General features: G+C 44.3%; 15 protein-coding genes and 1 pseudogene. 1 reads left to right on the top strand and 15 read right to left on the bottom strand.

Going from position 1 to position 25,956, the window contains the following annotated elements; translation table 11 throughout:
• From KA713_03430 to KA713_03390, 9 genes and pseudogenes are all read right to left on the bottom strand, one after another.
• Entirely contained in the window at positions 1–279 is a 279-nt protein-coding gene (locus tag KA713_03430; protein UXE67666.1) for a hypothetical protein, read from the bottom strand.
• 343 nt (positions 280–622) lie between these two features.
• Entirely contained in the window at positions 623–1,891 is a 1,269-nt protein-coding gene (locus tag KA713_03425; GenBank protein UXE69015.1) for an IS4 family transposase, read from the bottom strand.
• A gap of 117 nt (positions 1,892–2,008) precedes the next feature.
• Positions 2,009–2,461, bottom strand: a pseudogene (locus KA713_03420) (transposase).
• A gap of 5 nt (positions 2,462–2,466) precedes the next feature.
• A complete protein-coding gene (locus KA713_03415; protein ID UXE67665.1) occupies positions 2,467–3,432 on the bottom strand; it encodes a hypothetical protein in 966 nt (321 codons plus the stop codon).
• Positions 3,433–3,659: 227 nt separating this feature from the next.
• The gene (locus KA713_03410; GenBank protein ID UXE67664.1) at positions 3,660–3,827 is read right to left on the bottom strand and encodes a hypothetical protein; all 168 of its coding nucleotides are present in this window, start codon (positions 3,825–3,827) and stop codon (positions 3,660–3,662) included.
• 176 nt (positions 3,828–4,003) lie between these two features.
• Positions 4,004–4,525, bottom strand: coding sequence for an RDD family protein (locus tag KA713_03405; GenBank protein UXE67663.1), 522 nt, complete (start codon positions 4,523–4,525; stop codon positions 4,004–4,006).
• A 15-nt stretch (positions 4,526–4,540) separates the two neighbouring features.
• Complete coding sequence (locus KA713_03400) at positions 4,541–10,156, bottom strand: hypothetical protein (GenBank protein UXE67662.1); 5,616 nt, start codon at positions 10,154–10,156, stop codon at positions 4,541–4,543.
• 18 nt (positions 10,157–10,174) lie between these two features.
• Positions 10,175–14,248: a PKD domain-containing protein gene (locus KA713_03395; protein UXE67661.1), complete on the bottom strand. Its 4,074-nt coding sequence runs from the start codon at positions 14,246–14,248 to the stop codon at positions 10,175–10,177.
• Complete coding sequence (locus KA713_03390) at positions 14,229–17,099, bottom strand: hypothetical protein (protein ID UXE67660.1); 2,871 nt, start codon at positions 17,097–17,099, stop codon at positions 14,229–14,231. The genes KA713_03395 and KA713_03390 overlap by 20 nt, the downstream gene beginning before the upstream one ends.
• Before the next feature lie 104 nt (positions 17,100–17,203).
• Between KA713_03390 and KA713_03385 the strand changes: the two genes are divergently transcribed.
• A complete protein-coding gene (locus tag KA713_03385; protein UXE67659.1) occupies positions 17,204–18,526 on the top strand; it encodes an IS1380 family transposase in 1,323 nt (440 codons plus the stop codon).
• A gap of 462 nt (positions 18,527–18,988) precedes the next feature.
• On the opposite strand, the gene KA713_03380 is transcribed toward KA713_03385, so the two are convergent.
• The 6 genes from KA713_03380 to nrfD all read right to left on the bottom strand — a co-directional run bounded on the left by KA713_03380 (position 18,989) and on the right by nrfD (position 25,927).
• Complete coding sequence (locus KA713_03380) at positions 18,989–20,854, bottom strand: cbb3-type cytochrome c oxidase subunit I (GenBank protein UXE67658.1); 1,866 nt, start codon at positions 20,852–20,854, stop codon at positions 18,989–18,991.
• Positions 20,855–20,885: 31 nt separating this feature from the next.
• Positions 20,886–21,905: a cytochrome c oxidase subunit II gene (locus KA713_03375; GenBank protein UXE69014.1), complete on the bottom strand. Its 1,020-nt coding sequence runs from the start codon at positions 21,903–21,905 to the stop codon at positions 20,886–20,888.
• Between the two features lie 79 nt (positions 21,906–21,984).
• Positions 21,985–23,334 carry a quinol:cytochrome C oxidoreductase gene (locus KA713_03370; protein UXE67657.1) on the bottom strand — a complete coding sequence of 450 codons (1,350 nt, stop codon included), beginning with the start codon at positions 23,332–23,334 and terminating at the stop codon, positions 21,985–21,987.
• A gap of 10 nt (positions 23,335–23,344) precedes the next feature.
• Positions 23,345–24,001 carry a cytochrome c gene (locus tag KA713_03365; GenBank protein UXE67656.1) on the bottom strand — a complete coding sequence of 219 codons (657 nt, stop codon included), beginning with the start codon at positions 23,999–24,001 and terminating at the stop codon, positions 23,345–23,347.
• Positions 24,002–24,026: 25 nt separating this feature from the next.
• Positions 24,027–24,551 (bottom strand): DUF3341 domain-containing protein, encoded by a 525-nt coding sequence (locus KA713_03360; GenBank protein ID UXE67655.1) that lies wholly within the window; start codon positions 24,549–24,551, stop codon positions 24,027–24,029.
• A 2-nt stretch (positions 24,552–24,553) separates the two neighbouring features.
• Complete coding sequence (gene nrfD / locus KA713_03355; protein ID UXE67654.1) at positions 24,554–25,927, bottom strand: polysulfide reductase NrfD; 1,374 nt, start codon at positions 25,925–25,927, stop codon at positions 24,554–24,556.
• Between the last annotated feature and the right edge of the window lie 29 nt (positions 25,928–25,956).

Genomic DNA, 25,956 nt, shown 5'->3' with positions numbered 1-25,956 from the left:
TCAATTACGCTGATGGAAAGCTTTTTTGCAAATCGGCTTTAGACTAACTGGGGCACAAGTCTCGCGCTTGCTCTCACGCATGCGGAAGACTTGCGCCAGATGGGTGGCCACACCTTTCATTGCTCCATAAGTTGTACTTCTTGCAAATGCTTCCATACCTTTAATTGATGACCCTACATAGCCTAATCCACCTGCTATACCTCCGCCTATTGCTCCGGCTAGCAAAGATTGCCCCAAACCAGAATCCCAGCTTCTTCCGTGCAAACCATTCGAAATCATAGTAGTAACACCAGAAATAACTGCTCCCTTTAGCGCCCCAAACTGGCGCAAGTGTTGTGCGTTAGTATGTGGCTTGGCTCACTTGTGCCTTTTAATAACTCATTTTTACTTTAGCTCTCAATTTACAAAAATCAAAATTAGCGCAAGTGTTGTGCGTTGATTTGTAGCGCGGCTCACTTGTGCCTTACAATAACTTTATTTTTAAATCAATATCACCTCTATCAATTTTTCGGGCATGCCTGCATAGTTGATCGCGCTGCTGTAAAGATAATCTTCTGGCTGCAAAACTATGCCTGCTTCTACTGGATTTTGATGTATATATATTCAATGTCGTTAAGTTAAGCTAGATGTGTTTGTAGTTCATATAGTGTTGTTGCTTGGGCCTGTGGTTGCGTGGGTTTTTTCTGTTGGGCCTTACTATTTCCCTTGTGTTATATACAATATCATCAAAGGCGGCAATGGCCTGTTTTATCTTGCTTTTTAAGAACATGCTTATGGCCACTGCTTTGGTATTGGCATAAGCGGTTGTCCTGTTTATTTTCTGGGGATGTTTCAAGTCTTTGTTGGCCGCATATTCTGCTTTTACCTTTTGCTCGATGGGGAAGGCGAAGGCTGCGCACAGGCTCATCATCATGGCCTTGGCATAAATGTCCTGCTTGACCGACACTGCGGATTTTCCTGTGAAGGCTTCGATGTTGACCCTTGATTTGAACATTTTAAAGCCCTCCTCTATGCCCCAACGCAAGTGATAGACTTCTTTAAAGTCTGCAAGCGGATATTTCTGTGTGTCCAACAAAGAGGTACACAGGATTTCGGTAAGGCCATTGTCGAGCAAGACTTTTACTAACCTGCATTTCACTTTTTGTTTCATTTCTGGGTACTGGGCCCCGTATTCTTTTCTGTCTTTGTCAGAGGGTTCAAACACAACTTCACTATCCACTGCGTTGCTTTGCGCAAAGCTGTTGACCTGTAACCACCAGTCCTCTTTCATGCGCACACAAAATTCGATCCCCTTGCCGGCCAGGATACCCAACAACGCTTTGCTTGGATAACCCCTGTCCATGAGCAACAGGTCGCCTGCCTTTACTTTTTCTAAATGCTTGTACAATAACGATTTTTCACTGCCCCCCTGGGCTGCCACTTGCGCATCAAGGGTAAGGTAATTGCCCACATCGTAGAGAAAAGATACCGTTGCCAAGCTTCGCTGTACATCGGCATTGGGGCCATAGCCCACTGTACCAAACCCCTGGGCAATGTCTTCACTGTTGGGCAATAAAAGACGGCTTCCATCCAGGCCAAGCACACGGTGGTTGTTATATCCAAGGTAAGGGGCACCTTCATAAAATTCGTTGCAAACCAACTCATTGAGCTCTAAAAATGCTTCCGGCTTTAATTGCTTGCGGCTTTGGCTAAAAGCACTTTTGGTGATGCCACGGATATTGAATTCCCTTCCGTGGGCCTCACGTATAAACTTGTCCATCTCACGTTGGAGCGAGGAGTTGCCCATCGTTAACATGCTCACTATCAAATGCTCAAAGGGAAGTTTCCGGACCCTTGTAAATGCCCCCTTCGAACCGTCTTTTGAACGGCTTTTAAAATTGTCATTTGATATGTGGTTTAATAGTTTCTCGGATAGGTTTTCTCGGTACTGGTCAGATACAGGTTCGAATGCAACATGCCCCTTATACTATGCCATAAAAATAATCACTTTTAATCGTCATTTCCTTAACTTAACGACATTGTATATATATTCCAATTTTTGTTCGATGATTTCGTTCGTACTCAATTCAATCGGGTGGTTGTGCTGTTGCCAAAATTGATACCGCGTGTTGTTGCTGTTCTTTTTGCCTGCCCGCTCAAACAGCCAAACCAGCCACTCCTTTCTGCTCTCTTGCGGGTTGGCTTTGATGGCCTCGATTATTTTCACTGATGTAAATTTCTTGATGTCTCTGATGATGCCCTCCAGGCTCTCTTCACCGTTCCGGCCGATGATCATGTGGACATGACTGCTCATGATGCAATAGGCACAGACCTCTAATCCCTTGTTCTTTTGGCAATAACGCAAGCTGTCCAAGAAAATATCTTTGTACTCACGCCTGATGAAAACATCCAACCAATGGATCACGGTGAAGGTGACGAAATAAAGTTTGTCTAGGTTACGAATTTTGTACTTGCGGCTCACGCTAATCAATTACGCTGATGGAAAGCTTTTTTGCAAATCGGCTTTAGACTAACTGGGGCACAAGTCTCGCGCTTGCTCTCACGCATGCGGAAGACTTGCGCCAGATGGGTTGCGTTTACATCTTTCAATTGATTGGCAGCTTCTTCGGCCGCTTTGCCCGGGTCTTTCAGCGCGCCTTTTGCTTCATTCAATTTTCCTGTGGCGTCCTTCAACGGGTTCGCTACATTCTTCAGTTGGTCGTTCCACTGCTTCATTTGGTCGGTGCCAGGAACGGAAAGTTTACCGCCCACATTGTTCAGGTCTTTGGAGAGGTTGAGGTTTGCAAAGTCGCTGGTGCTGAGGGAGGGAATTGAGGCACTAGGAATTGTGGTACTAGGCATTGGGGTATTAGGCAAATTCAACGAAGGCTTAGCGAAGTTGTTATTAGGTAATTGGGCTTGGGCGTTGGGTAGTTTGGTAGTGAGCCCTCCCAGTTGGCCATTGACTTTGTCGATGCCTGGGATGCTTTGATTGGGCAGTTTCTGCCCGAGCGAATCCAATTTGCTGCCCCACTTTTTATATCGCTCATTTACTTTTTGTTGCAGTTGGTTTTGCTTCGCGCTGACTTCGCTCAGCAATGCTTGTTGCTTGCTTTGCAGGCTATCGATCTTGCGTTGAAACGGCAAGGTAGGTTGGTTGCGAACCAACAGGCTATCGATTTTGGATTGAAGTGAATTCTGGATGCCGGTAAAGGTGGTGTTGACTCTCTGCTTTAGGCTATCGGCCCAGCCGATGACTTTCAGTGAGTCTTTGTACTTCTCTAGGTTGCCAAGGCTGTGAAGGCTGTCAAGCTTTTTTTGCCAGAGGTTGGTGACAAGTGAATCGAGTTTAGATTGCGCCTCGCTGCGGATGGAATCTGCCTTTGGCTGCACTTGCGAGAAAGCAAACTGCGCCAGCAGCAACAGTAAAAATATGGTGATGTTTTTTTTCAAACAATAGGTGATACAAATCTACTGAAAGTAGGCCACATTGGCTGGCTTTTTCCCTCCTTCTTTCCTCCCTGTATCCTAGCTTTATCCTTGCTGTTAGGCTATGCTTGATAAGTTGTGACTAACGATGGCTCATTTGCCAAAATGCGCCTGACCAGCGTTTTGTAACTCGCCCTTGTTGGTGTTGCGCGCAAGAACGAGCGATGGCTCCACCAACAAGCATGCTGCGCTCATCCATCGCGGTGGGTTAAAAATACCAAATCTTTTTCGTTTCTCTCGTAAAACCTCGCACTGGAGTATTTGTAATCTTCCTGTAGCCTGCAAAGCCCAGCCTTCACTGGATTGTTGTGAATGTAATCCGGTTTTTGCTCTTTTGAGAAAACGATTTCCTCTTTCATTGACTGTAAAATTAACGAAAGGGTTGTTGTCATCGTAGTGCATAACGCTTGTTGGTGAGCCACGCGCTAATGCTCATGCTCAACACCAACAAGGGCGTGGGGGGACACAACGGCACTACGTTCATTGGTGACCCTTCGCTCCTTTCTACGCGCAACACCAACAAAGGCGAGAGATTTTAGTCAAAAATACCAAGGCTTGAAATATAAGTGAACAAGAAATACGAGAAAATTCCTGCCAGTAAAATTGCCGCTAAGGTTTGGATGAGGTTTATTTTCGGTGATTCATTGTAGTTAGGGATAAATTCAACAACTTTTGTACCCGCCACAATATCGCCAAACCTGCGTTCAGGTGAAAAAAACAATATCAGCACCTCTAACGGCCAAAAAAATAAAAATAAGTTCCTGATTACACATTGTATTGGATTCGCCAGGGTACCCGTTTTGTTCGATATAACTTGAAGGCTAGTGATGCGTTTTCCAAGGCTGCGCCCAAGATATATATCCTTATTAACTATAATCGTGTAAAGCACAATAATTTGATAGACCACAAAAGACTGATATTCTCCAGGCGTTGAGGGAACATCCTTATGAATTTCCAAGAAAAGGCCTGGGACGTTGACCAATATGGCACATAATGCAATTGATACTTGATCAATGAATGCAGACCCGAACCTGAAGATGAATTTATTTTTCTCCATAAGAATACGATATTTTCATTTAAATGAATAAATAATACCTAGTTGACCTGATAGCTCAATACCAGCGAAAAAAGCTATACTAATGCCAGAATCAAGCCCAAGCCTCACATCTTGTAACCCACCGGTAGCATCAAAATTAACTTGAAGGCCAAAAGCACCATAACCAATAGTTGCTGATTCAGTAACTTCCTTTGTTCCATTTTGATGCATTACAATATTCGTCTGAGAGGTAACGCCAAGACCTAGTGCTGCTGACATTCTATTGATCGAGGCTTTATTGTTGGGATTTGGCTTACTTCCCCCATATTTAGTGTTACTCGTAACTCGCCAATCCCTTGCTCCCTGATTATAATCAATTCCTCCAATATTTTCAGCTTCTGCCGCAAAATTAAAGAAACCTAATGTAAATGCCCCTTCAAATCCTGCAAAAGCGCTGAAATTGGAGAACGAGAAACCTCCCGGTCCACTTCCATGTGTCTGCTGCAATTTTCTAGAAAAATCTGAATAACTCCCATACCCCACAACCCCAACCCCCTTCATTACATCGATATACCTGTCCCTGATACCGTTGAATGCAAATCCGTAGCCTGGAGAGTATGTTCCCAAAGTTAAGTCGGTTGACAGCCAAAACCTAGAAACTATAGACCAACTTCCATTACCCAAGTTTCGATAAATAGTGCTGCCATTTCCTGATTGCTGGAATAAACTATTTAACAAATAATACATCCCAAATTTCTCTTCTCCATATGTAATGGCCCAACCTGAGCCCCCACCAAACCCACCACCCCCTCCAGGTCCACCTCCTCCACTTATTCCCCGCCAAACTTCATCCCCCCTATCATTCTCTACAATCCTGTCACCCAGCGGATCGTTGAAGTTTACTGGATTATTGAGTGCATATTGGTAGGGTGTGTGGCTTGAGTAATCACTTGCCAATGGGTCTATTTGCCCAAAGCGGCCAAGTGCAGGGTCGTAATTGCGAAACATAAGGTCATAGGTCTGAGATACCGTATTTAGCTCAGTGCCACCGTTGCCCAAAAAGTTGTTGCCAACAGCATTTTCGCGCGTCCAACTGTTCTGAGTTTGCAAGCCAAATGGATAATACTCATTGTACTGCACCACATTGGTGGGCGTAAAGCTGATCGTTACATCGTCAAAGTACACATTGGTTTGGGTGGGCTGCTCGTTGCTGATGTATAGGTAAGCATAGCCTGCCTCCTTTACGGTATAGGTAGAGCTGATGAGTGTGGGTGAGCCAGTGCTGGTGACGGGCGCATAGGCTACATCCAAAAATTTATAGTCTTTGTCAAACAAAATAATGTTTACAAATGCTTTGGGGTTGCCATCGTTGGGGCTGCCATCGGCAAATCCTCCGGCTGCCAATGTTCCCCACCCGTTCAGTGCAGAGGAGGCTGTGCCAAATTCACCCGGGGCTGGGGTTGGCAGGGCCAAAGCTGATAACAAGGCCGAGGCAAAATTGGTGAGTGCGCTATTCGTGGCAGAGGGCGCATCGTAGCGGGCATATGCTTGTATCTTCACCTGATCTCCTGGGTACACTTTATAGCTTTTGGCCATGCCCATGTAGCCACCGTTGAGCAACTGTGAACTAGTGCCGCTGTAGGCGTTGCTGGCCACTACGTTGATGCCTGATACGGCAGGGTAGCTATCGCGAAAGTCGTTGGATTCCGCAATCTGTGCTGCACTCTCGTAGGTGGCAGTAGACGATTGCACCACTGGTGCAGCAGAAGTGAAGAGCACGCGTGTGTTCCCTTGGTGATCTGCAATGGCGTATTGGTACTCTAGAGATGTTCCATTTTTTACTACCCGGCCTTCGGGTGAGGCAAAGAAGCTGAGGCTATTATTGGTGTACACAAAGCCATCCACATAGTCGGTAGTAGTTTGTAGAGCACCGCTGGTGTTGTAGTTTTTCACACACAGTTTGGTGCCGGCTGCATCGTAGCTATATTCTATTTTTCGCCCATCGCTAAAGTTGATCAGCACGGGTTTCTTTAAGTAGTTATAGGTGATCAGCGAGATGCCTTTGTTTTTATCGGCCGTCAAGCTGCCATGGTTGTCATAGGTGTATTCTACAGCATCTGTAGAGCCATTTTTAAAATCGCCTGTGCCAACGGTGGTGGCTACTGCATCTTCTACTTTGCTCAATTGATCGCCTGTATCATAGATGTAAGCGAGGTCGTCAATTAGCTGAGGGGTGCTCGTAACAGTAATGCCGCTGAGCCCACGCAGGTTTTGTTTGCGCTTGAGGGTTACAATGTTGCCATTGTGGTCATAGGTTAAGGCTTCGTTCAGCACGCCTACTTCTTTTGTCCAGGTGCCTGCCATACTTACTTGTGAGTTGGCGGTCTTTAGTTTGCCAGTTTTGTCGTAGTTAAACTTATAACTGCGCTGGTTATCTGCTCCATTGCCACCGCCTGGGCCTTTCCATTTGATGGCCGAGATAGCCGAGTTATACCTAACTTCGTCCCCGACTTGGTCGTTCAGGCCAGTTTCTATTTTATTGTAAAGCAATTCCAGCCCAAACAAATCGTTGGCATCGCCATTGTTACTATCAACATTTAGTTTTGAATTATTGATAGAGGTGAGCCAGCCGCGTATGTTATAGCGGAAATCCACTATTTGCATAAAGTTTTCGTTGGCAAGGTTATAGGCTTGTGCATCCACTTCTGAGTAGCCAATTCGCCCATTGAATGTGCTGCCAGATGGCACAAAAAATCCGTTGCCTAATGTAATCCCTTGCGTGGCAATATAGGTGGGCTGTGCTGCGCTGTAGCTGTTGCTGTTTATTAGTGCGCTGTAGCTAACACCAGGTTGGCCTACTTGGGGGTCGGCCGAAACAGTAGCGCCTTTGTTGTGCAATTTCTTTGCTACCAACTGCCCAAGCTCGTTGTATTCATACTGGGCTACCAGTTGATCTTTGGAGGCGTTGTTTACATTTTGAAATATTTTTAGCAACAGGCCTTGTGGGTTATATTCAAAACGTTTGAATACGGTTGTTGTTTTTCCGCCTCCAGCATTGCGAAAAATCCGTTGCAGATAAGGCTTTGTTTCAAAGGTAACTTTTCCGGGCAAGTCATACACGGTAGTTACTAAGTTGTCGATTGTTGAAGAGAGGTGGTTGTTGGTTCGTGCCTGAATGGGGCGCCCGTAGCGATCGTAAAATATGTAACTATAGAGCCAAGAGGAAGTGCCCATCACCAAGCGTTTAGACCCAGTCGGCAGCCCAAATGAAATCCCTTGGCTACCTTCTCCTGCTAAGCTTTGTTGTGTATAGCCAAAATCATCAGTACCATTAAAATCAAAGTCGTAGCCATCGTAATAGTTTACTGTTAATACTTCCAGTGCGCTGTTATCGGCATTGGTTTGCGGAAAACTTCGATTGGTATAACCATGCAAAGCAGTTCCTCGATCTTCATACCAAGCTGATGGCGGATAAGTAGCATTAGCAGTGTTGTACAGTCCATCCAATAAGAATTGAATGCCTGAGCGCGTAGTCTCTACAGTATTCAAATAAAGTCCTTGAATTAACGGGCGGCCTTGCTTGTCATACTTTATGTAAATCCATTTGTTCAGGTTTTTCAAAAAACCATCTTGAGCAAGAACCAACCGATCAAATGGGTCGTATGCAAAATACCTCCAGGCTTGGCCAGGCACCTTCTTTTCTACAACGCGGCCGCGCGCATCATACACAAATTGATATACATATTGATCCGATAAGGTTTGATTAAAAACCCAACCATTTGCCACTAATTGTGCAGTGCCTTTTGGTGAAACCACGTACTTGATCCTGTCAAACTCATCGTAGATGTAATAGGTATCAAGGTAGTTCACCAGCGTTCCGTTGATCACATCATCCAACTGCTGGCGCTTCAAAATTGGTTTGCCGCCAAAATCCTGAAAAACAATCAGCGCATTTCCATTTTCATCAAGTTGTTGAATTTTTGAAAGGGTGTTGGCTGCATAGAAGGAAGTACTGAAGCCATCGGTATTGAACTGGCGCACCTCGCCTGACGAATTAAAGCTATACGTACTGCGTGTGGTATGGTTAGTACCGGGCTGCCAAGTTTGGCCTGGGCTTCCCTGCTCCTTTACCCTACCTAAGGGCGAATCTTCAAAAAGAGAAATGGCAAAGGGAGCGGTATCGTCTTCAATCTTATCAGAAGGCGTGTTGTAAAAATTACCTTGTTCCGATAAGTAAGCAGAATGAAAGGTGCCGTCCGTGGTTGAGGCCACATAGGGAAGATAATTTTTAGAGGTTCTTCCAAAAGCATCGAACTCTACCGGGCGAACCACATCTTTGCCGCTTGGACTAGCCTTTACCGCTATCTGTTGATTGACGCGCTGTAATCCATCTAAATATGAAACAAACGTTGATTTTTGACTAGTCGATAATGATGATAACTGACTGTCTTGGGTAATGCCATTTACCCGAACGATCTCATGTGCAATGCTTGCGGGGCTGATCAAAGGAATGACAGTAACATTTACGGGCGATCGCGTTTCACTTTCGCAATTGAGGGAAGTGTTGAAAGTCGTTACATAATATGTTTTGGTTGCGCTAAGCACTGGCGTGGTGAAATTTTGCCCGGTAAAAATTGCTGGCTGAGAGGTGTTGGTATCGTACCATTTCACGTTGTCACCTCCCGAGCCAGGGGCAACATTGATAGTAGTAGATCCGGATCCATATATCACCGCACTGGGTTCGCCAGCCGCTGTTATAGGCGTGGTAACTACGGTAGCCGTGACTGCCGTTTGTGCAGAAATACATCCTGTTAATGAATTAAAACTTTCGACATAGTAAGTGGTGGTGGCTGAGAGTGGCGGGGTTGTGAAGTTGTTGCCAGATGATGGTAATGCTGCACCTCCAGAAGGTACATCGTACCAACGTAAAACGCAATTGACTGCAGGTGTTGCCGAAAGTAAAGCGGTTTGTGATTTGCAAATGGTTGGGGCAGAACTTGATGTTGGGGCAGCTGGAACAGCATTAACAATGACATTTACCGCGGCCCGAGGGCTATTGTAACAATAGGTATTATCTTGTGAAGCAACATAATATGTTTTGGATGTTGATAAAATACCAGTAGGAAGCGACAGTCCCACGTGGAATGGTGAGCCACCAGTTGAGGAATTAAACCAACTTAGTGTAGAGGCACCGCCTGCAGGAGTCGCTGTAATAGTAGTGCTGCCAGAGCCGCAGATAATATTGCCAATAGTTATGTTTGTGGGTACAGGGAAGTTAGTACACGTAATAACCGATACACCAAGGGTTGCTTGTGCCGACAATCTGGATTTAGCTGTTACGGTGGCGGAGCCGGATGTATTCCATTGTATCACAGCCGAGGTTGCATATTCACCAGCAATAGTAGAACTGATAATTGTTCCCTGACTTGATACTGTCCAAACAGGGTTTGCCATCAAGATGCCATTAGCTGGATCAATGGAATAAATATAGGTCGAAGAAGTGCCAGCAATTACTTGCGTGTTTCCCTGCACCGTATAGTATTGGGCTGAAACCGGGAAACTAAAAATTGAAAACAAGAAAAATAAACAAATTCCTATCCTTGATTTATCGAAGAAAGTCATTGATAACCCCATATTTATTTCTTTATCCATTGATGATGCTATAATCTCTTAGTTGCACGTGGTGATACTAATTGCCGATCCAGCAATACATTTTCTGCCAGTATTAGTAGTTGCTTCAAAAAGAATATCAATTGAACCGGGGTCATTGTAGAGAGAAGAAGCGGTATAAGAAGTTGTAGTGGAAACATTTGTCCAATACAAATCAGTGGTATATTTTTTCTTCCATTGATAGCCTACAATTGACTCGCCCGGGGGTAGGGTAAAAGATAAAGCTTGAAAAATTGTTCCAAGGCTAGGGGGATTAGCGGTTATCGAACTACACGTATAAGTCTGTAATACATCCCCTGTACATTGATTATAGTTAGCAACACCCTTTGCACAAATATTTGCATTCCATGTCTTCAGTGCAACAGAAAAACTTCTAGTAACTGTTGCAAAACCATAGGTAGGGTGTGTTACATTTAGTATGACCGCCTTAGTGCCAGTGGTTGAATAGTTGTAAGTAACACTTTTTCCACTGAGCAGTACTCCTCCTCCAAAATCCCATTGATAAGTTGCACCATCAATGCAGTCGTTGCCAAACGCAGCAAATACAATGTCTGTGAAATCGTAGACTTGACCGTCTGCCCAGGAGAAATTGGCAGTCAAAATGGGTGTTGGTGTTGCGGCATACTTATATGTATTCTTCTTAAGAATATTATTGTCTTGATCCAACTCGTAGACTGCCCGCCCCAAATTGTCATACTTTGTAAAGCGGGTGAGTCCTCTGCTATTGGTCACCGATTGAACTCCGTAAGCCGGATCGTGAGAATAGGTTGTTACGTCCGAATTGTCAGGGTAAAAAAGAACATCATCAATCACAGGCAATAATGAATTGGAAGAAACTACAGTAATACCCGGTGCAAATTGACCTTGCAGTTCTATTACAAAACTGGCCGGGAAGGATGTTGATGGAATTACTTTCTGAAAATATTCAAAATTAGAAGTCGATGGATTAACCGTAAAGGTATTGCTATAGTAGGTAGTGGTTAAAGAAGTATTCTTGATAGTCACGTTAAAATCTACTGAACCACTTTGCTTTTTCATCCAAAATGATAATATATAATTGAGCGCCTCAGCCTTGTCAATCGTTCGGGTAAGTTTAGCAACCGGATGAAGTGCATTGTTGCCTGTGCGACCCATCCCAATCGCTTGACTGCCACTTAGCTGAAATTCAAATCCTGAAATATCGACAGCGAGACCAAACGCTTCAAAATTGGAGTAAGCAAATTGGCCTGCCTTCGCATTGCTGGCAGTAGCAATCGGCAAAGTCTTTTTCAAACCCCAATGTGTACTCATTGGTATGTTATCAGTGCCGATTGCAGTGAGCGGTTTTTGGTAAAGGTCATAACCTTCAATTGACTGTTTAATTTGGTAGCGTGAATCGATATCGAAAATGTAGGTGCCACCCTGAAGCAACTGATTTGAATCTTTAAAATCAGTTATACCATTTGCCGCATTTAGTGAGAGTATATACTGTGGCAAAACGCTGGTTCCATATTCATTAAATTTTATCAAGTTGGCAGAGACCGTTTTCTCGCCCATCCCTTTGTTCACTGACTGAACCTGTTCAACAAACGTGGAGTTTCTAAACGAGGTCTGAAGCTTTTGGATCATCTTTAAAGAGTTGTCACTGTTGTAAGGAATGGCGCCATAATCTAAAGGATATTTGTTCCTGGTGGAAAAAATAAAACCTTCGCTGGTGGTCGTTTTTACACGGCTCAATAATTTATGGTACGGACTTTCATAAAAGAACTCAGTCTTACTTGTGGTTTTGCGCGAAACATCAGCGTCATCAAAAACGGTCACCATTTCTGATAGTGCCACTTTTTGAACACCCGTCAAATAATAATATTTGCCATAGAAAAAGGCATCTAAGGAATTGCTATAGCGGTCGTATTTTAAACCCCATACTTTTAGCGGCTGTGTACCCGGAACAATTAGGCTCTGATAAAGATTTATTGTTTCTCTGACCTTTGTACCTGCTTGATTAAATTCTGTTTTTGTCAACAACAAACCCCTTTCATATTCATAATTAGTATTTGGAGCATATGGAAATGCGTAGGTTCCTCCATCTGAAACAATGCCCATCGTGGGGCAGGTGGCGCTGTTTCTAACAAATTTATTTTGAGTTGAAATCCAATCGCCATTAATAGATTCACCAAAGGAACCGGGCAACGAAAATTCAAACTTTGCTGAGCCGGAACCAGGTCTGGTTACAGTAACAGTCTTATACCCAATATAACTATCACGTGTGGTCTCCGTGGAAAATAGGTCGTCCTCAGTCCGGACAGTAAGATATTCCCACATTTCCTGTGCTGATCCAGCAGAAAGCTGTGCATATGACTTGCGAGCTTCAGGGGATGAAGTAGTGGGATCCCAATATTCGTAAGTAGGAATGGCAAATGCGGGCTTTGTCAATAGCCGTCCAGAAGTTTGGCCTGACTCATCATTGTACCTAAAATTCTTGATAATTTTTGAAGCTGTATTTATTCCATCAAAATATGTAACAGAGGCAACCCGCAAGCCTCCACCAATTAAAGTTTGAGCACTTAACTGATCGTAATAGCTATTTGGTTCATACTTGATCGTAGATGCACCACCTGTCGGATATTGAATCGTCTCCAAAACACCGATTTGCATGCTGTTGCTATTGGGTATACGATCGCTACCGTCTAGTACGTAGACTTGGCCGCTATATCCAGGAATGGGATGAATCCGGTAACGCTCTGACGGTGGCAATGCCGGGTAAACATAAAGCTTAGGGAATGCATGTGTATTTGTCTTTCCGTTGTAGTAACCCCAGAAGTCCTTTTCAAAAGAGGTTTGGGTCGGGTATTCAGTCGCTGCGCCATCGGGAGTCACTCCTACGTATGTAAATTTGTAAGGTGGCAATAAGTCACACCCGGAAATCTCCTGAATAGAGGTAAGAAAACTACCAACAGAAAGTTCATATCTCTTAATGGATGTAACTGCCCTCCTGCTATCCGACACCAAGATAGTTCTCTTGTTTTCGGAAGTCGCAATTGTCAATTGCTGCCCCGAAGATGCTCGGATAGAGGCAAGTGTTTTCTGCTCGCCATCTGTGCGGGTGGAGAAAATACTTTTGCTTATGATGCCACTACTTGTTGGTGATCGAAATCCAACAATAAATGGCTCAATAGAAGTGGTTAGATAAGAAGTATAATTGTATACGATATATGCCCCAGAGGGAGAGTCCATTCGACTCAGTTTCCATTCGCTCGCAAAATTTACTTTTTTATTGTACCTGGCTAAATCGTAGAGTGAGAAGTCTCGTTGCCGAAATTGAACGGGGTTACTCGGATTAAAAGACCAATCCAACTTTTCCGTCCACCTGTCTTGCATTACAGGTTGATCAAATGTGTAAACTACTCCATTGTTTGTTGTTATTTTAAATGACTGTATTTTAAAGTCGCTGGCTGAAGAAAAGATAGGTTGAATTTTTATGTCAACAAACGGAACTAGGCGAATGACAGGAGTGGAGTTTGAGTTGTCAAACACAAATTTGCCTGAAAAGCTTCCAACGCTGTAAGAATATACATCGGGCTCGGTATCAATGTTATAATTGTACCCATTTAGATTATTATAATCTGTTGTTTCGTCAGTACAGCTTGAGCCAGCCGCTAAATCGGCACTATTGGTAAATCCTCCAACATCACTTGCCACACCATTGCCTGCCGATATGAGATACAACCAACCCCTACGTAGATCAGCACCCACACCTTGAAAATCATCCGGCAGCCCTTTCACTTCTCTGGTTATCGAGCCTCCTGCTTGTAAACTCCATCCTATTCCAAAATCACCCACTGGCTGCCCTACTCTCAAGCCAGTTGACTTATAGTTTAGTTGAACATTGTCTACCAAGTCATAATCTGTCAATGACCACAAAGGAATTTGGATAGAAGGAGTTCCTGTAAACATATCGACTGGAATCTCGCCTTGCGAAAGGCAATTGAATGAAGATGCCATTAAAAAATGGAGCAACAACGTAGCTCTTAAGAGCCTCCCAACTATTTTTTCATTTATAAAAAGTGGCAGCTTATTATTTCTCTTTATTTCCATTTGCTTTATTTTCAGCTTTCAATTGGTCAAGCTCTGTGAGCAGTTTTTGAATTAAAGATTGTTGGTAGTTTAGCTTTTGGTTTTGCTCAATGGAGTACAACGTCAGCTCCTCCACCTTTTTAAGCAATAGCAAATTCATTTCTCCCAGTTGCACACCGTTTTTCTCCATCTCTTTGGCCGAGGGCACTTCGGGCAGGTGTTTGTTGGCATCTATGTAGGCTTTGGTTTCTTCCAAGCTCATGAGGTCGTAGCCTTTTTCAAAGACGTAGTCGGGGCCGGGTACATTGAGGTCAACTTTCACTTCGTTGGTGTGGATGGTACCTTTTACGGTAAGGGCTGCATCAGGGGCGGCTGTGCCGATGCCTACGTTGCCATTGTTCTGTACTTTCATAAAAGTCTTCCATTGTCCATCACCATAGAAAAAATTGCCAACAGTAAAGGCATCCTCTCCACCAACATCGTCCCCGATATTCACACGTAATTCAGTTTGATTAGGTCCAGCGTTGTAACGCGACATCCAAATGGGGTCGCCATCATCAATAAGACCCCTTAAATTCAATCGGCTACCATAACCAGTTGTAGCACCAGTGCTTAGTCCCACATTTACGTTTCCATTCACCTCAAGTTTTTCTGAAGGAGAAGTGGTGCCTATGCCTATATTGCCTGAAGTCATGTTAATAAGTAATCCTTTTGTCCCGGTGTTCCAATCAGCTAGGTATAAATGCTCAGTAGCGCTAGTCCAAACTCCCCCTGCGACAGTGCCTCCCGACAGCCGCAATTGAACGCCTGCAGCGTTGATATCGAGCTTGCCAATCGGGGTGGACGTTCCAATCCCCACATTGCCCGCAGCATAACTTATGTTGCTTACAGTGGTGGTCCATTGCGAAGTAGCAGGACTACCAGCGGTGTTGGTGTTGTACACCCATTGCCAACTGGCCGTGCCCGTGCCGCCACCCGTGTTGATGCAGGTCAATTCCAGCGTGGCATTGGCGGCCATTACTTGCAAGGCCGTGCCAGCGGAGGTTTGCACGGTAACGGGCTGCGTGCTACTGTTTTTAATGAAGAATTGATGTCCATTGCTGAGGGTGGTAACAACGGGGAGCTTGATCGTTTGAGCCACTGTGGAATTTTGGTAATAGTGACTTGAGGAGTTAAGTGTAGTAGTAGCACCCGCAGTAGTTAAATTTATCGAAGAGGGTATAACGTTCCTTGCTTTGATAGACCCAGAACCCCCTAGCGTAAGATTGCCTCCTCCCGTCAAGGTGGCTGCAAGGGTGGTACCACCAAACCATTTAAAAGACGATGAAGTTGTGTTTACCGAACTCCAAAGTGTATTGGCGCTAGCCCCAAAAGCATAGTCAGCCGCGGCAGATGCCAAAGATGGGCTCAATACAAATTTAGTACCTGCACTTCGCGTGGTAAAGGTAGGGTCGCCCAGCCCAGGGTTGCTATTCAAAAATATGCCTGTGGAATTAACGTTCCCCTCAACATCCAGCTTGTTACCGGCAGCGGGGGCCTTTCCAATCCCCACACTGCCAGTCAGGAAATTGATATCGGTGCCGATGTTGGTCCACGAGGAAGTGCCACCTGATATAGGCTGACCGTTAACCAAAATACTGGTGGCATTGATGGTACCGTTTACATCTAATTTGTACGCAGGATTGACAGTAGTAGTACCAATGCCTAATGTACCAGACGCAATAATTGAATTATTTAATCCATCAAATAGAAGTTGTGGATTATAGGAGGCTTTAGTTTCAGCCCCAACCCCCAATCCAAAAACATTTTGATTGTTTGCCCAAATTTTGAAGGTGCTATAGTCAGTATTTGTTATGCTCGCATCAGTCAATGCAAAAGCTGCACCAGGCTGCTTAATGGATAATTTTTCGGTGGGTGCAGTAGTGCCAATGCCTACGTTGCCATCCGATTTTGCGTAAATGGACTGTACGCCATTTCCTGGTTTTATAGAGATATCTTTTGTACTAGCCAAGAAGGTTTCAGTAGCATCAGTACTAATGGCAAGCCCTCCATTGCCATTTGCCACCACCAGATCATTTCCCCCCCAGCCATTGGGGCTCGGGCCTATTTGTAACTGGTTGGCCGGGCTGTTGGTACCGATGCCAACATAACCGTTGTAGCCCAGTATGGTCATGCGTGCCGTGTTGTTGGTCCTAAAAGAAAGGTCGGTGGTGCTGGCCGTGGTATTGAGTATGCCCCCCGTAAGGTTGAGCTGCGTGCCGCGCAGGTTGCCGTTCACGTGCAGAAGATCAGCAGGGGCGGCCGTGCCGATGCCAAAATTGCCATTGGTGGCCAACAGCGTCATGCGGTTGGTGCCGTTGATGTTGAACGACATGTTGGTGGCAGCTGCCGTGGTGTTAAATATACCGTTGACAGTATTGAACTGGTTGGCCCTCACGTTGCCGTTCACGTGCAGAAGATCAGCAGGGGCGGCCGTGCCGATGCCAAAATTGCCGTTGGTGGCCAACAGCGTCATGCGGTTGGTGCCGTTGATGTTGAACGACATGTTGGTGGCAGCTGCCGTGGTGTTAAATATACCGTTGACAGTATTGAACTGGTTGGCCCTCACGTTGCCGTTCACGTGCAGCCAATCGGATGGTGCCGTTGTGTTGATGCCAACAAAGCCGTTGCTGTTGAGGATGGTGAGCCGGGTGGTGGGTGTAGCTCCTGCCTGCAACGATAGGTTGCTGGGCGTGGTGGCGGTAAAATTGCCATTGGTGGAGGCCACTTGGCCGTAGCTTGCAAAAGCAAAAAGGCTCATCGCAAAACCGGTAAGCAATTTCATTTTCAGGCCACGCAGGCACATCTCTTCTCGTGTTTGGGTAGTGTTCATATAAAATTAAGTTTGGGGGATTTCATCATTAAATAAAACGAAAGGCATTTAAACCCAGATTTTGCAGTAGAATGAAATAGTGACAAGGTGTCTTATATTTGAATATGGAACACCACTATACCGATAAATTAGTAACAGCGTGGGGCGGGATGAAAGAGATGAAAATATTGATTGACCAAACTGGGATCAGCAAGAAGTTGGCCGAGCTTGGTTTGCCTGAGAGCAAGAGTAACAACCGGATAGATGCCGTGGGTATAATAGAGAGTTTTTGGGTGGGCATCTGGATTGGTTGCTTTCGTTTTAGTCACACAGCGGTGGTGCGGGTTGATGAAGTGTTGCGCCAGATATTTGGATGGAAGCGGGTTGCTTCGGGGACCACCTTCGGGCGTTTCTTTAAAAAGTTTACGCCCTCAATGAACCACCAAATTTTCATTGAACTGTACACGTGGTTTTTTGAGCAGATCCAATTCGACAATTACACGTTGGATATGGACAGCAGTGTGATCACCCGTTACGGGGAACAGGAGGGCAGCAAAAAAGGGTACAACCCCAAGAAGCCTGGCCGTGGCAGCCATCATCCCTTGTTTGCTTTTGTCAATGACATACGCATGGTGGCCAATTGCTGGAACCGCAGCGGCAATACAGGGAGCAACAGCAACTGCATCCATTTTTTAGAAGAGACCTTTGCCATCCTCAAAAACAAAACAGTAGGGTTGTTCAGGGCCGATAGTGGGTTTTGTACCGGTACAGTCTTGGATTTCATTGAGCAGAGAAATATCCCCTACGTCATTGCCTGTAAGCTGTATGCCAATTTACAAGCCAGCATTTATGGTATCACCCAATGGAATGCGATAGGCGAAGGCTTATGGGTATCGGAAATAAACTACCAGCAAGGCGGCTGGGGCAAAGCCCGTAGGATTGTGGTCATCAAACAAAGTGAAGAAATCAGGGCCAGGGCAACGGGTAAGAAGCTCAAGACATTATTCAGCAGCGTGGGCATAGCGGACGAAAAAGTGTACCGCAAAAGGTACCATGCCTTTGTCACTAACCAAGCCCTGCCGGCAACAGAAATATGGGAACAATATAAGCGCAGGGGTGATGCCGAAAACAGGATCAAGGAGTTGAAAGAAGATTTCGGTACAGAAGGCTTTTGCATGGATAGTTTTTGTGCTACTGAAACAGCTATGCGCTTTGTGATGGTAGCCTATAATTTGATGAGCCTATTCCGGCAAATAACCCATCAAAAACAGCCACAGCCCAAGCTTTCCACATTAAGGTTCAACTGCTTTGCAGTTGGAAGTTGGGTGGAGCAGGAAGCCCAAAAATGGGTACTGAAAATGTCCGTCCCACTCAAAAGAAGGCAATGGTATGATGGATTATTCTCAAATGTCCAAAAAATAAACCTGCCACTAAGTCTGACTGGATAGTTCTACTGCAAAATCTGGGTTAAACAAAGACTCAAAACTGCACGCAAGAGGTTTACAGCAGATCAACGAACTAAAAACTAGCAGACGATCCATAGAAAGTCACTCTATAAGAAAAATAGGTATTCTAATAAATAAATAATATTGCCTGCTACCATACGGTGATGGCAGATTCGATTTTGTTTAACCAAAACTATTAAAAATTATTCCAAGGTTAACATTCGGTAGAAAAAACTATCAAAAAAATAATTTTAACAACAACCAAATAAGAAAGTATCGCTTTTAAAATTAGAAGTATGTCTAAAATCCTCACCAAATAAACCTTTCACAATCTTGAGTTTAATTAGCCACTACCTCATTCTGATAAGGTGTAACATAACTGAATACTCGAGTTTATATGTAAATGAGATCAAAACAAAAGCCCCTGCCAGTTGGCAGGGGCTTTTGCTTCTAGTGCTGTAAACTCTAGTGTTTAACCGATTCTACAATAATTGCATCATTTCCCAACTCCAACTTAATCTCATCATTCTCGTGAGGGAAGTTAGACTCTGGTGTTTCAGAATACGGAATGTGCTGCGGAATAAAATCTTCTTTTGCACCGGGCTTGCTATAATCATATGGCCAACGATACACAGTGGGTATTTCGCCTGGCCAGTTACCGTGCCCCGGCAAGCGAGGTGTTGTCCACTCTAAGGTGGTTGCGTTCCAAGGATTAGCAGATGCCAATTTGCCTCTGAAAATATTGTAAACGAAGTTGAATAAGAATACGAATTGCGCACCTAACGTTACAATGGCCGCTATACTTACCAACATATTCAAATCAGCAAATCCACTGAATGTCTCAAAAGCAGTCCACGTGTAATATCTGCGAGGGAAGCCTGCAATACCAATGTAGTGCATTGGGAAGAATACCAAGTACACACCCACAAATGTTAACCAGAAGTGAACGTACCCTAACTTCTCGTCCATCATGCGGCCAAACATTTTCGGGAACCAATGGTACACACCCGCCATCATGCCGAAGAACGAAGCACTACCCATTACCAAGTGGAAGTGAGCTACCACAAAATAAGTATCGTGCAATTGAATATCCACCGCTGAGTTACCCAAGAAAATTCCAGTAATACCTCCCGTTAAGAAGAACGACACCAAACCGATGGAGAACAACATGGCAGGGGTAAAGCGAATGTTGCCTTTCCAAAGCGTTGTTACATAGTTAAATATTTTTACAGCCGATGGCACAGCAATAATCAAGGTCAACAATGTAAAGATGGAACCCAAGAATGGATTCATGCCCGTAACGAACATGTGATGCGCCCACACTACGAAAGACAAAATCGCAATGAACAACATCGAGCCCACCATTGCTTTGTAACCAAAGATCGGCTTGCGCGAATTAGTGGCAATAATTTCAGAAGTAATTCCCAAGGCTGGCAACAACACAATGTACACTTCCGGGTGACCTAAAAACCAGAACAAGTGCTGGAACAAAATAGGGCTACCTCCTTGGTTGGGCAACGCCTCTCCCCCAATGTAAATATCTGATAAGTAAAAGCTGGTGCCGAAGCTGCGGTCAAAAATCAATAACAACGCTGCCGCAAACAATACCGGGAATGAAAGAATACCAATCACAGCCGTCAAGAAAAATGCCCAAATCGTTAATGGCAACTTAGTGAACGACATGCCCATCGTTCTCATGTTGATAACGGTGGTGATGTAATTGATACTACCCAATAGTGAACTAACAATAAACAATGCCATGGATACTAACCACAACGTCATACCCAACCCAGAACCGGGAATGGCTTGTGGCAATGCGCTAAGGGGTGGATAGATTACCCAACCGCCCGCAGCCGGCCCTGTTGATATAAACAAAGAGGTAAACATTACAACGCTAGAAAGGAAGAAGAACCAATACGAAAGCATATTCATGAAACCAGACGCCATATCGCGCGCACCAATCTGCAACGGAATCAAGAAATTACTAAACGTTCCGCTCAAGCCTGCTGTCAATACAAAGAATACCATGATGGTTCCGTGCATGGTTACCAGCGCCAAATAAAATTCAGGGTCAATCTTTCCTTCGGGAGTTAACCAGCCACCAAGAATGGGCTTTAACCATGCCAAGTTGGCATCCGGGAAACCAAGTTGAAGACGGAAGAGAACGGAGAGAACGCCCCCGATCAATGCCCAAATCATACCCGTAATCAAAAATTGTTTTGCGATTACTTTATGATCTTCGGTAAATACGTAGGTCGTCCAAAAATTTCCATGGTGCTCATGTTCGTGAGCGTGATCATCGTGTGCGTGTGATGCTGTATGAGTTGCCATAAATCGTCTCTTTTATCGTCTCTTCAAATCATTAGTTTGCTGCCGTTTGAACTACCGTAACATGATCCAATGGAATGCCTGCTTTGATCATGGCCGCCTCTTTTAATTCAGCTGGTACATATTTCAAATAATCAGGGTTTTGTTTCAACCAAGATTCTTGTGTGGCCAACCAAGCAGCATATTCTTCTTCTGAATCTACCACTACAGGAAATTTCATCGAGAAGTGACCTCTCCCACAAATTTCGGTACACGCCATTTCGTAGTTGAAGGTTGGATTGTTCAACTCATCGCGCATTTGTTGCGTGGTTTTGGTAGCTGTAAACTTGAACTGTGTTTGCATGCCAGGCACAGCGTCCATCTTCACACGGAAGTGTGGTAGAAATACTGAGTGCAAAACATCTTTAGCGCGAATCTTCAACAACACTTCTTTGCCAACCGGAATATGAAGTGCCAATGATTTGAAATCATCAAATGAATTTTTGTCGGTTAGATCCAAACCAAATTCATTGGAAGCATCAATCAGTTTATAATTGTGCTTACCTAACTCCTTATCTTTAGTGCCAGGGTAGCGTGCCATCCACAACCATTGCTGACCTACCAGCTCAATCACCATTGCATCTTTGCTAGCAGGGCCCGTGATGTCATTCCATGCACGAAGACCCTTAAAAATCAACAATGCCAATACAATAGCTGGAATAACTGTCCACGCAATTTCTAATTTGTGATTATCGGCAAAGAACGCTGCCTTTCTATTTTTATCGTAGCGATAAGCAAACGTAAACCAGAACATGATGATGAAGATAACGGTAAAAGCTGCCACCGTAATCCACATAGTAGTCCAAAAAAGACCATCGGTAACAAGCCCGTGTTTAGATGCTACTGGTGGATCGTAGTCAGTAAAATTGGCAATTGAATACCAAAAGAACCCAATCAAACCAAAGAGCATGAACGCCATAAACAAATAAGCATTGATATTATTCCACGTAAGTGAAAATGGTTCTTCTTTTTTGCTTTTAACCACTTCCACCAAATTTCCAATTCTGAAAATCATGTAGAGTATTGTCAGTACCAGAACTACACCCAACCCGATAATCCAATTCATATTGCTGCCTTTATTCTGTTAACAAAAATTAAATATGATGATTCAAGCTTTCTTGCATGAACGGATGGTGCTTGGCCACCAATTGCATTTTTGAAAGCGCATTTAAAACAACGTACAAGAACATTCCCATGAAGACGAGTGCCAAACCAATTTCAATAAAACCTACTCCTCCATTCTCCTTCATCGAGCCAGGAGTAATCATATTATAGAAATCGAACCAATGACCTGTGATTACAATCGGGCACACAACCTTCAACATTGACATTTGACGCTTTGCATCTCTCGTCATTAATAACAAGAAGGGAAGGATAAAGTTTAAGAAAATATTTGCGTAAAATATCCAACCGTAGGGCGAAGTGCGCATGCGTTGAATAAAGTAAATCGTTTCTTCTGGCAGGTTAGAATAGTAAATCAACATAAACTGGCAGAACCAAATGTATGTCCAGAAAATACTGAAAGCGAATACAAACTTACCAAGATCATGCAAGTGGTTCGATGTAACCATTTTCATGTAGCCCGCTCCTTTCAAGTTGGCCACAATCAACGTAATGGTTGCCAAACCAGTTACCCACCAACTGGCGAACACATACCAACCAAACATGGTGCTAAACCAGTGCGGGTCAATGCTCATCACCCAGTCCCAAGCGGCAACGGATGAACTCACCGCAAAAACCACTAAGAAGTAGGCTGATATTTTGCGGGCAGTAAACCAATGCTTTTCAGAACCGTCAATGTCTTCAGCCAACATTTCTTTTTTGATCCAAGTAAAGAACCAATACCACAAACCAAAGAACAATACCATTCTTAAGATGTAGAATATTGGAAAGCTTTTGCCGAATGGGCCAAAGAAGTAAGCTGATTTTTGATCTAATATTTTATCATAATGCTCACCGCCCTTTACATATACATCTGGGTGCGACCAATGAAACACATGCCCTTTCACCACAAACCACAATACCAACATCAATATACCTGCGAAAGGAATCCAAGATCCCATGGCCAATGGCACGCGCTTAATGGGTGCTGACCAGCCTGCTTGTGCAGCATATTGAATGGCAATAAAAAACAAACCGATGATGCCAAGACCAGCGAAGAAAATATTGTTGTGCCAGAGTGAAGAATAAACGCGTTGTAACCAAACAGGAGTTTCTGCATGGTGCTCACCCGCCTCTTTTGTAGCGTGCTCCGTTGGATGCTGATCGGCACTTGCTACCAATGATTTAGCAATTTCGGCAGTGGCATGCTCTTCTTCATGGTGTCCACCGGAGTTCATGGCCAAAATGACACCCAACACAAATACCAACAACCCAACTCCAATCAAGATGAAAAGTTTGCGTTGTGTGGCTGCTTTGAAAATATATTTTTCGTCCGCTATCATTATCTGGAAATTAATTCTTTTGAAGTTGTTTTACGTACCGGGCAATCTTCCAACGATCTTCTTCGCTTACTTGCGATCCGTGCGCTCCCATCAATCCTTTTCCATAAGTAATCACATGGAAAATGTGGCCTTCAGTAATATTCTTATAAGCATCTCCTTTTAGGTTGGCCACACCCGGATAAACGCTATGCTCTACGCCATCAATAGTTACGCCTGCGGCAACTTTTCCATCACCACCCGCTTTGGCACCGTGGCAGTGTTGGCAATACATTTCATAAGCAGCTTTGCCCTGTGATAAAATAGCAGGTGTACTGTCGTTCAAATACGGACTAGCCAACTTATTGGCCATGCGCAAACTCGTAGTATCGTTTCCTCCACGATAGGGCAACCAACCTGAAGCCGTTCGCCTTACTACATGAGCCGGTGGGGTTCTCAAGTTCATTTTATAAGGATTGTACTGATTGGAGTTATAAAACTCACCACGACCGTTATCCAATGCATTGGTAAATGTACCTTCATCTAAGTCGGTGATTTGTGAAAGTGGCTCGTATGCCACCGAATGATACATATTGGGTGCGTACTCTAATCCCTGGTAATTTCCCTTCGCCTTGCAAGAGGCCAAGATGGCTACCACCGATAGGCACAATAAAAAGTTTAGTAATCGCATAATCGCTGTCTATTAATACTCCTTTTTAGAAACTCTTTTCATTTACTTCCGATGCTCCTTGTGCTTTTAATATCGAAGCAATCTCTTCTTTGCTCATTTTGTTCGCTGCCAAATCGATGGCCATCACATGCTTGTCATCGGTGCTTCTTAAATCAAATTGACGAGGATATTTGTAAGGTTTCATATCACTCACGATAAAGAAAGTACCCACCATGCCAAACGCTGCCAACAATACAGTCAATTCAAAAGTGACGGGAACAAAGGGGGGCAACGAGGCGTGGTTTTTACCACCAATGATCATCGGCCAATCGTAGCCCAACATCCATATCTGCATCAACAATGCTAATGAAGTGCCTGTGGCGCCAAACATGAAGGCTGCAATTGGCAAACGTGAACGCTTGTAACCCAGCGCTTCATCTAAGCCGTGCACCGGAAAAGGTGAATACACTTCGTGAATTTTTACACCTTTCTCACGGGTGTTTTCCACTGCTTGCACCAACACATCTTCATCTTCAAAAATCCCGACAACAAAATGTTTATTGCTCTCCATAATTAATGTTTCTTTTCTGAGGAAGATTTAATAATACTTTTTACTTCTGCCATATTGATTACCGGGAAGAATTTAGCAAATAAGAAAAAGGCGGTAAAGAACAACCCGAATGTGAAAATGTACTCACCCATATCGTAAATAGTCGGGTGGAACATCGACCAGCTTGACGGCACATAATCGCGGTGCAGCGAAGTAACGATGATTACAAACCGCTCGAACCACATACCTATGTTTACAATAATGGATAAGATGAAAGTAGCCACCAAGTTGGTTCTGATTTTTTTGAACCAAAAAAGCTGAGGTGAAATTACATTACAGGTCATCATTGACCAGTAAGCCCACCAATAAGGGCCAGTAGCTCTGTTATAAAACGCGTAATACTCAGCCGGTACCTGACCATACCAAGCAACAAAGAATTCAGTGATGTAGGCGATACCCACAATCGAACCTGTAATGATGATAACAATGTTCATCAACTCCACGTGGTAGATGGTGATGTAATCTTCCAGCTTAAAAACTTTACGTGTTACCAACAACAAGGTTAACACCATGGCAAAACCTGAGAAAATCGCACCGGCCACAAAGTAGGGCGGGAAGATAGTGGTGTGCCATCCCGGTATGACCGAAGTCGCGAAGTCCATGGATACGATGGTGTGAACCGAAAGTACCAGTGGCGTGGATAGACCCGCCAAGATTAACGCAACTGATTCATAACGACTCCAGGTTCTTGCAGCGCCATCCCATCCAAAGCTCAAGGCATTGTAAATTTGAGCGCGCAATTTATTTCCTTGACGAACCGCTCTGTCTCTGATCACGGCAAAGTCAGGAATCAAACCCATGTACCAAAATACCAATGAAACAGAGAAGTAAGTAGAAATGGCAAACACATCCCACAACAGTGGTGAGTTGAAGTTAGCCCATAACGAACCCCATGTATTTGGCAAAGGGAATACCCAATAGAAACCTAACCACAAACGACCCATGTGGGCGAATGGGAACGTAGCGGCACAAATAACGGCAAAGATAGTCATTGCCTCGGCTGCGCGGTTGATAGACATTCTCCACTTTTGGCGGAACAATAAAAGAATAGCTGAAATTAAAGTACCCGCGTGACCGATACCAACCCACCATACGAAGTTGGTGATGTCCCACGCCCAACCTACTGTTTTGTTTAGGCCCCAAACGCCCACGCCCTCCCACAACAGGAAGCACAGGCAGTAAAAGCCAAAGCCTAACAACGAAAGTGAAATGCCCATTGCAATCCACCAAAGGCCGGTTGGTTTACCTTCTACCTGGCGGCTGATGTCTTCCGAAACATCGCGGAGGGTTTTGCCACCGGTAATTAAAGGTTCGCGTATCGAAGAAGTTACTTGCATATTAATTAGTCAATAGTCGATTGTCAATA

It is taken from the genome of Chryseotalea sp. WA131a (assembly GCA_025370075.1).
Taxonomy (GTDB): Bacteria; Bacteroidota; Bacteroidia; order Cytophagales; family Cyclobacteriaceae; genus ELB16-189.
Note: the sequence above shows the minus strand (reverse complement) of the source record. Positions and strands in the feature narration are given on the sequence as shown.

Excerpts from the sequence above, each read along its gene's own strand:
- KA713_03385 (UXE67659.1), top strand. The coding sequence starts at position 17,204 with ATGGAACACCACTATACCGATAAATTAGTAACAGCGTGGGGCGGGATG.
- KA713_03395 (UXE67661.1), bottom strand. The coding sequence starts at position 14,248 with ATGGAAATAAAGAGAAATAATAAGCTGCCACTTTTTATAAATGAAAAA.
- KA713_03375 (UXE69014.1), bottom strand. The coding sequence starts at position 21,905 with ATGATTTTCAGAATTGGAAATTTGGTGGAAGTGGTTAAAAGCAAAAAA.
- KA713_03400 (UXE67662.1), bottom strand. The coding sequence starts at position 10,156 with ATGGATAAAGAAATAAATATGGGGTTATCAATGACTTTCTTCGATAAA.
- KA713_03390 (UXE67660.1), bottom strand. The coding sequence starts at position 17,099 with ATGAACACTACCCAAACACGAGAAGAGATGTGCCTGCGTGGCCTGAAA.
- nrfD (UXE67654.1), bottom strand. The coding sequence starts at position 25,927 with ATGCAAGTAACTTCTTCGATACGCGAACCTTTAATTACCGGTGGCAAA.
- KA713_03360 (UXE67655.1), bottom strand. The coding sequence starts at position 24,551 with ATGGAGAGCAATAAACATTTTGTTGTCGGGATTTTTGAAGATGAAGAT.
- KA713_03405 (UXE67663.1), bottom strand. The coding sequence starts at position 4,525 with ATGGAGAAAAATAAATTCATCTTCAGGTTCGGGTCTGCATTCATTGAT.
- KA713_03380 (UXE67658.1), bottom strand. The coding sequence starts at position 20,854 with ATGGCAACTCATACAGCATCACACGCACACGATGATCACGCTCACGAA.
- KA713_03365 (UXE67656.1), bottom strand. The coding sequence starts at position 24,001 with ATGCGATTACTAAACTTTTTATTGTGCCTATCGGTGGTAGCCATCTTG.
- KA713_03430 (UXE67666.1), bottom strand. The coding sequence starts at position 279 with ATGATTTCGAATGGTTTGCACGGAAGAAGCTGGGATTCTGGTTTGGGG.
- KA713_03370 (UXE67657.1), bottom strand. The coding sequence starts at position 23,334 with ATGATAGCGGACGAAAAATATATTTTCAAAGCAGCCACACAACGCAAA.
- KA713_03410 (UXE67664.1), bottom strand. The coding sequence starts at position 3,827 with ATGAAAGAGGAAATCGTTTTCTCAAAAGAGCAAAAACCGGATTACATT.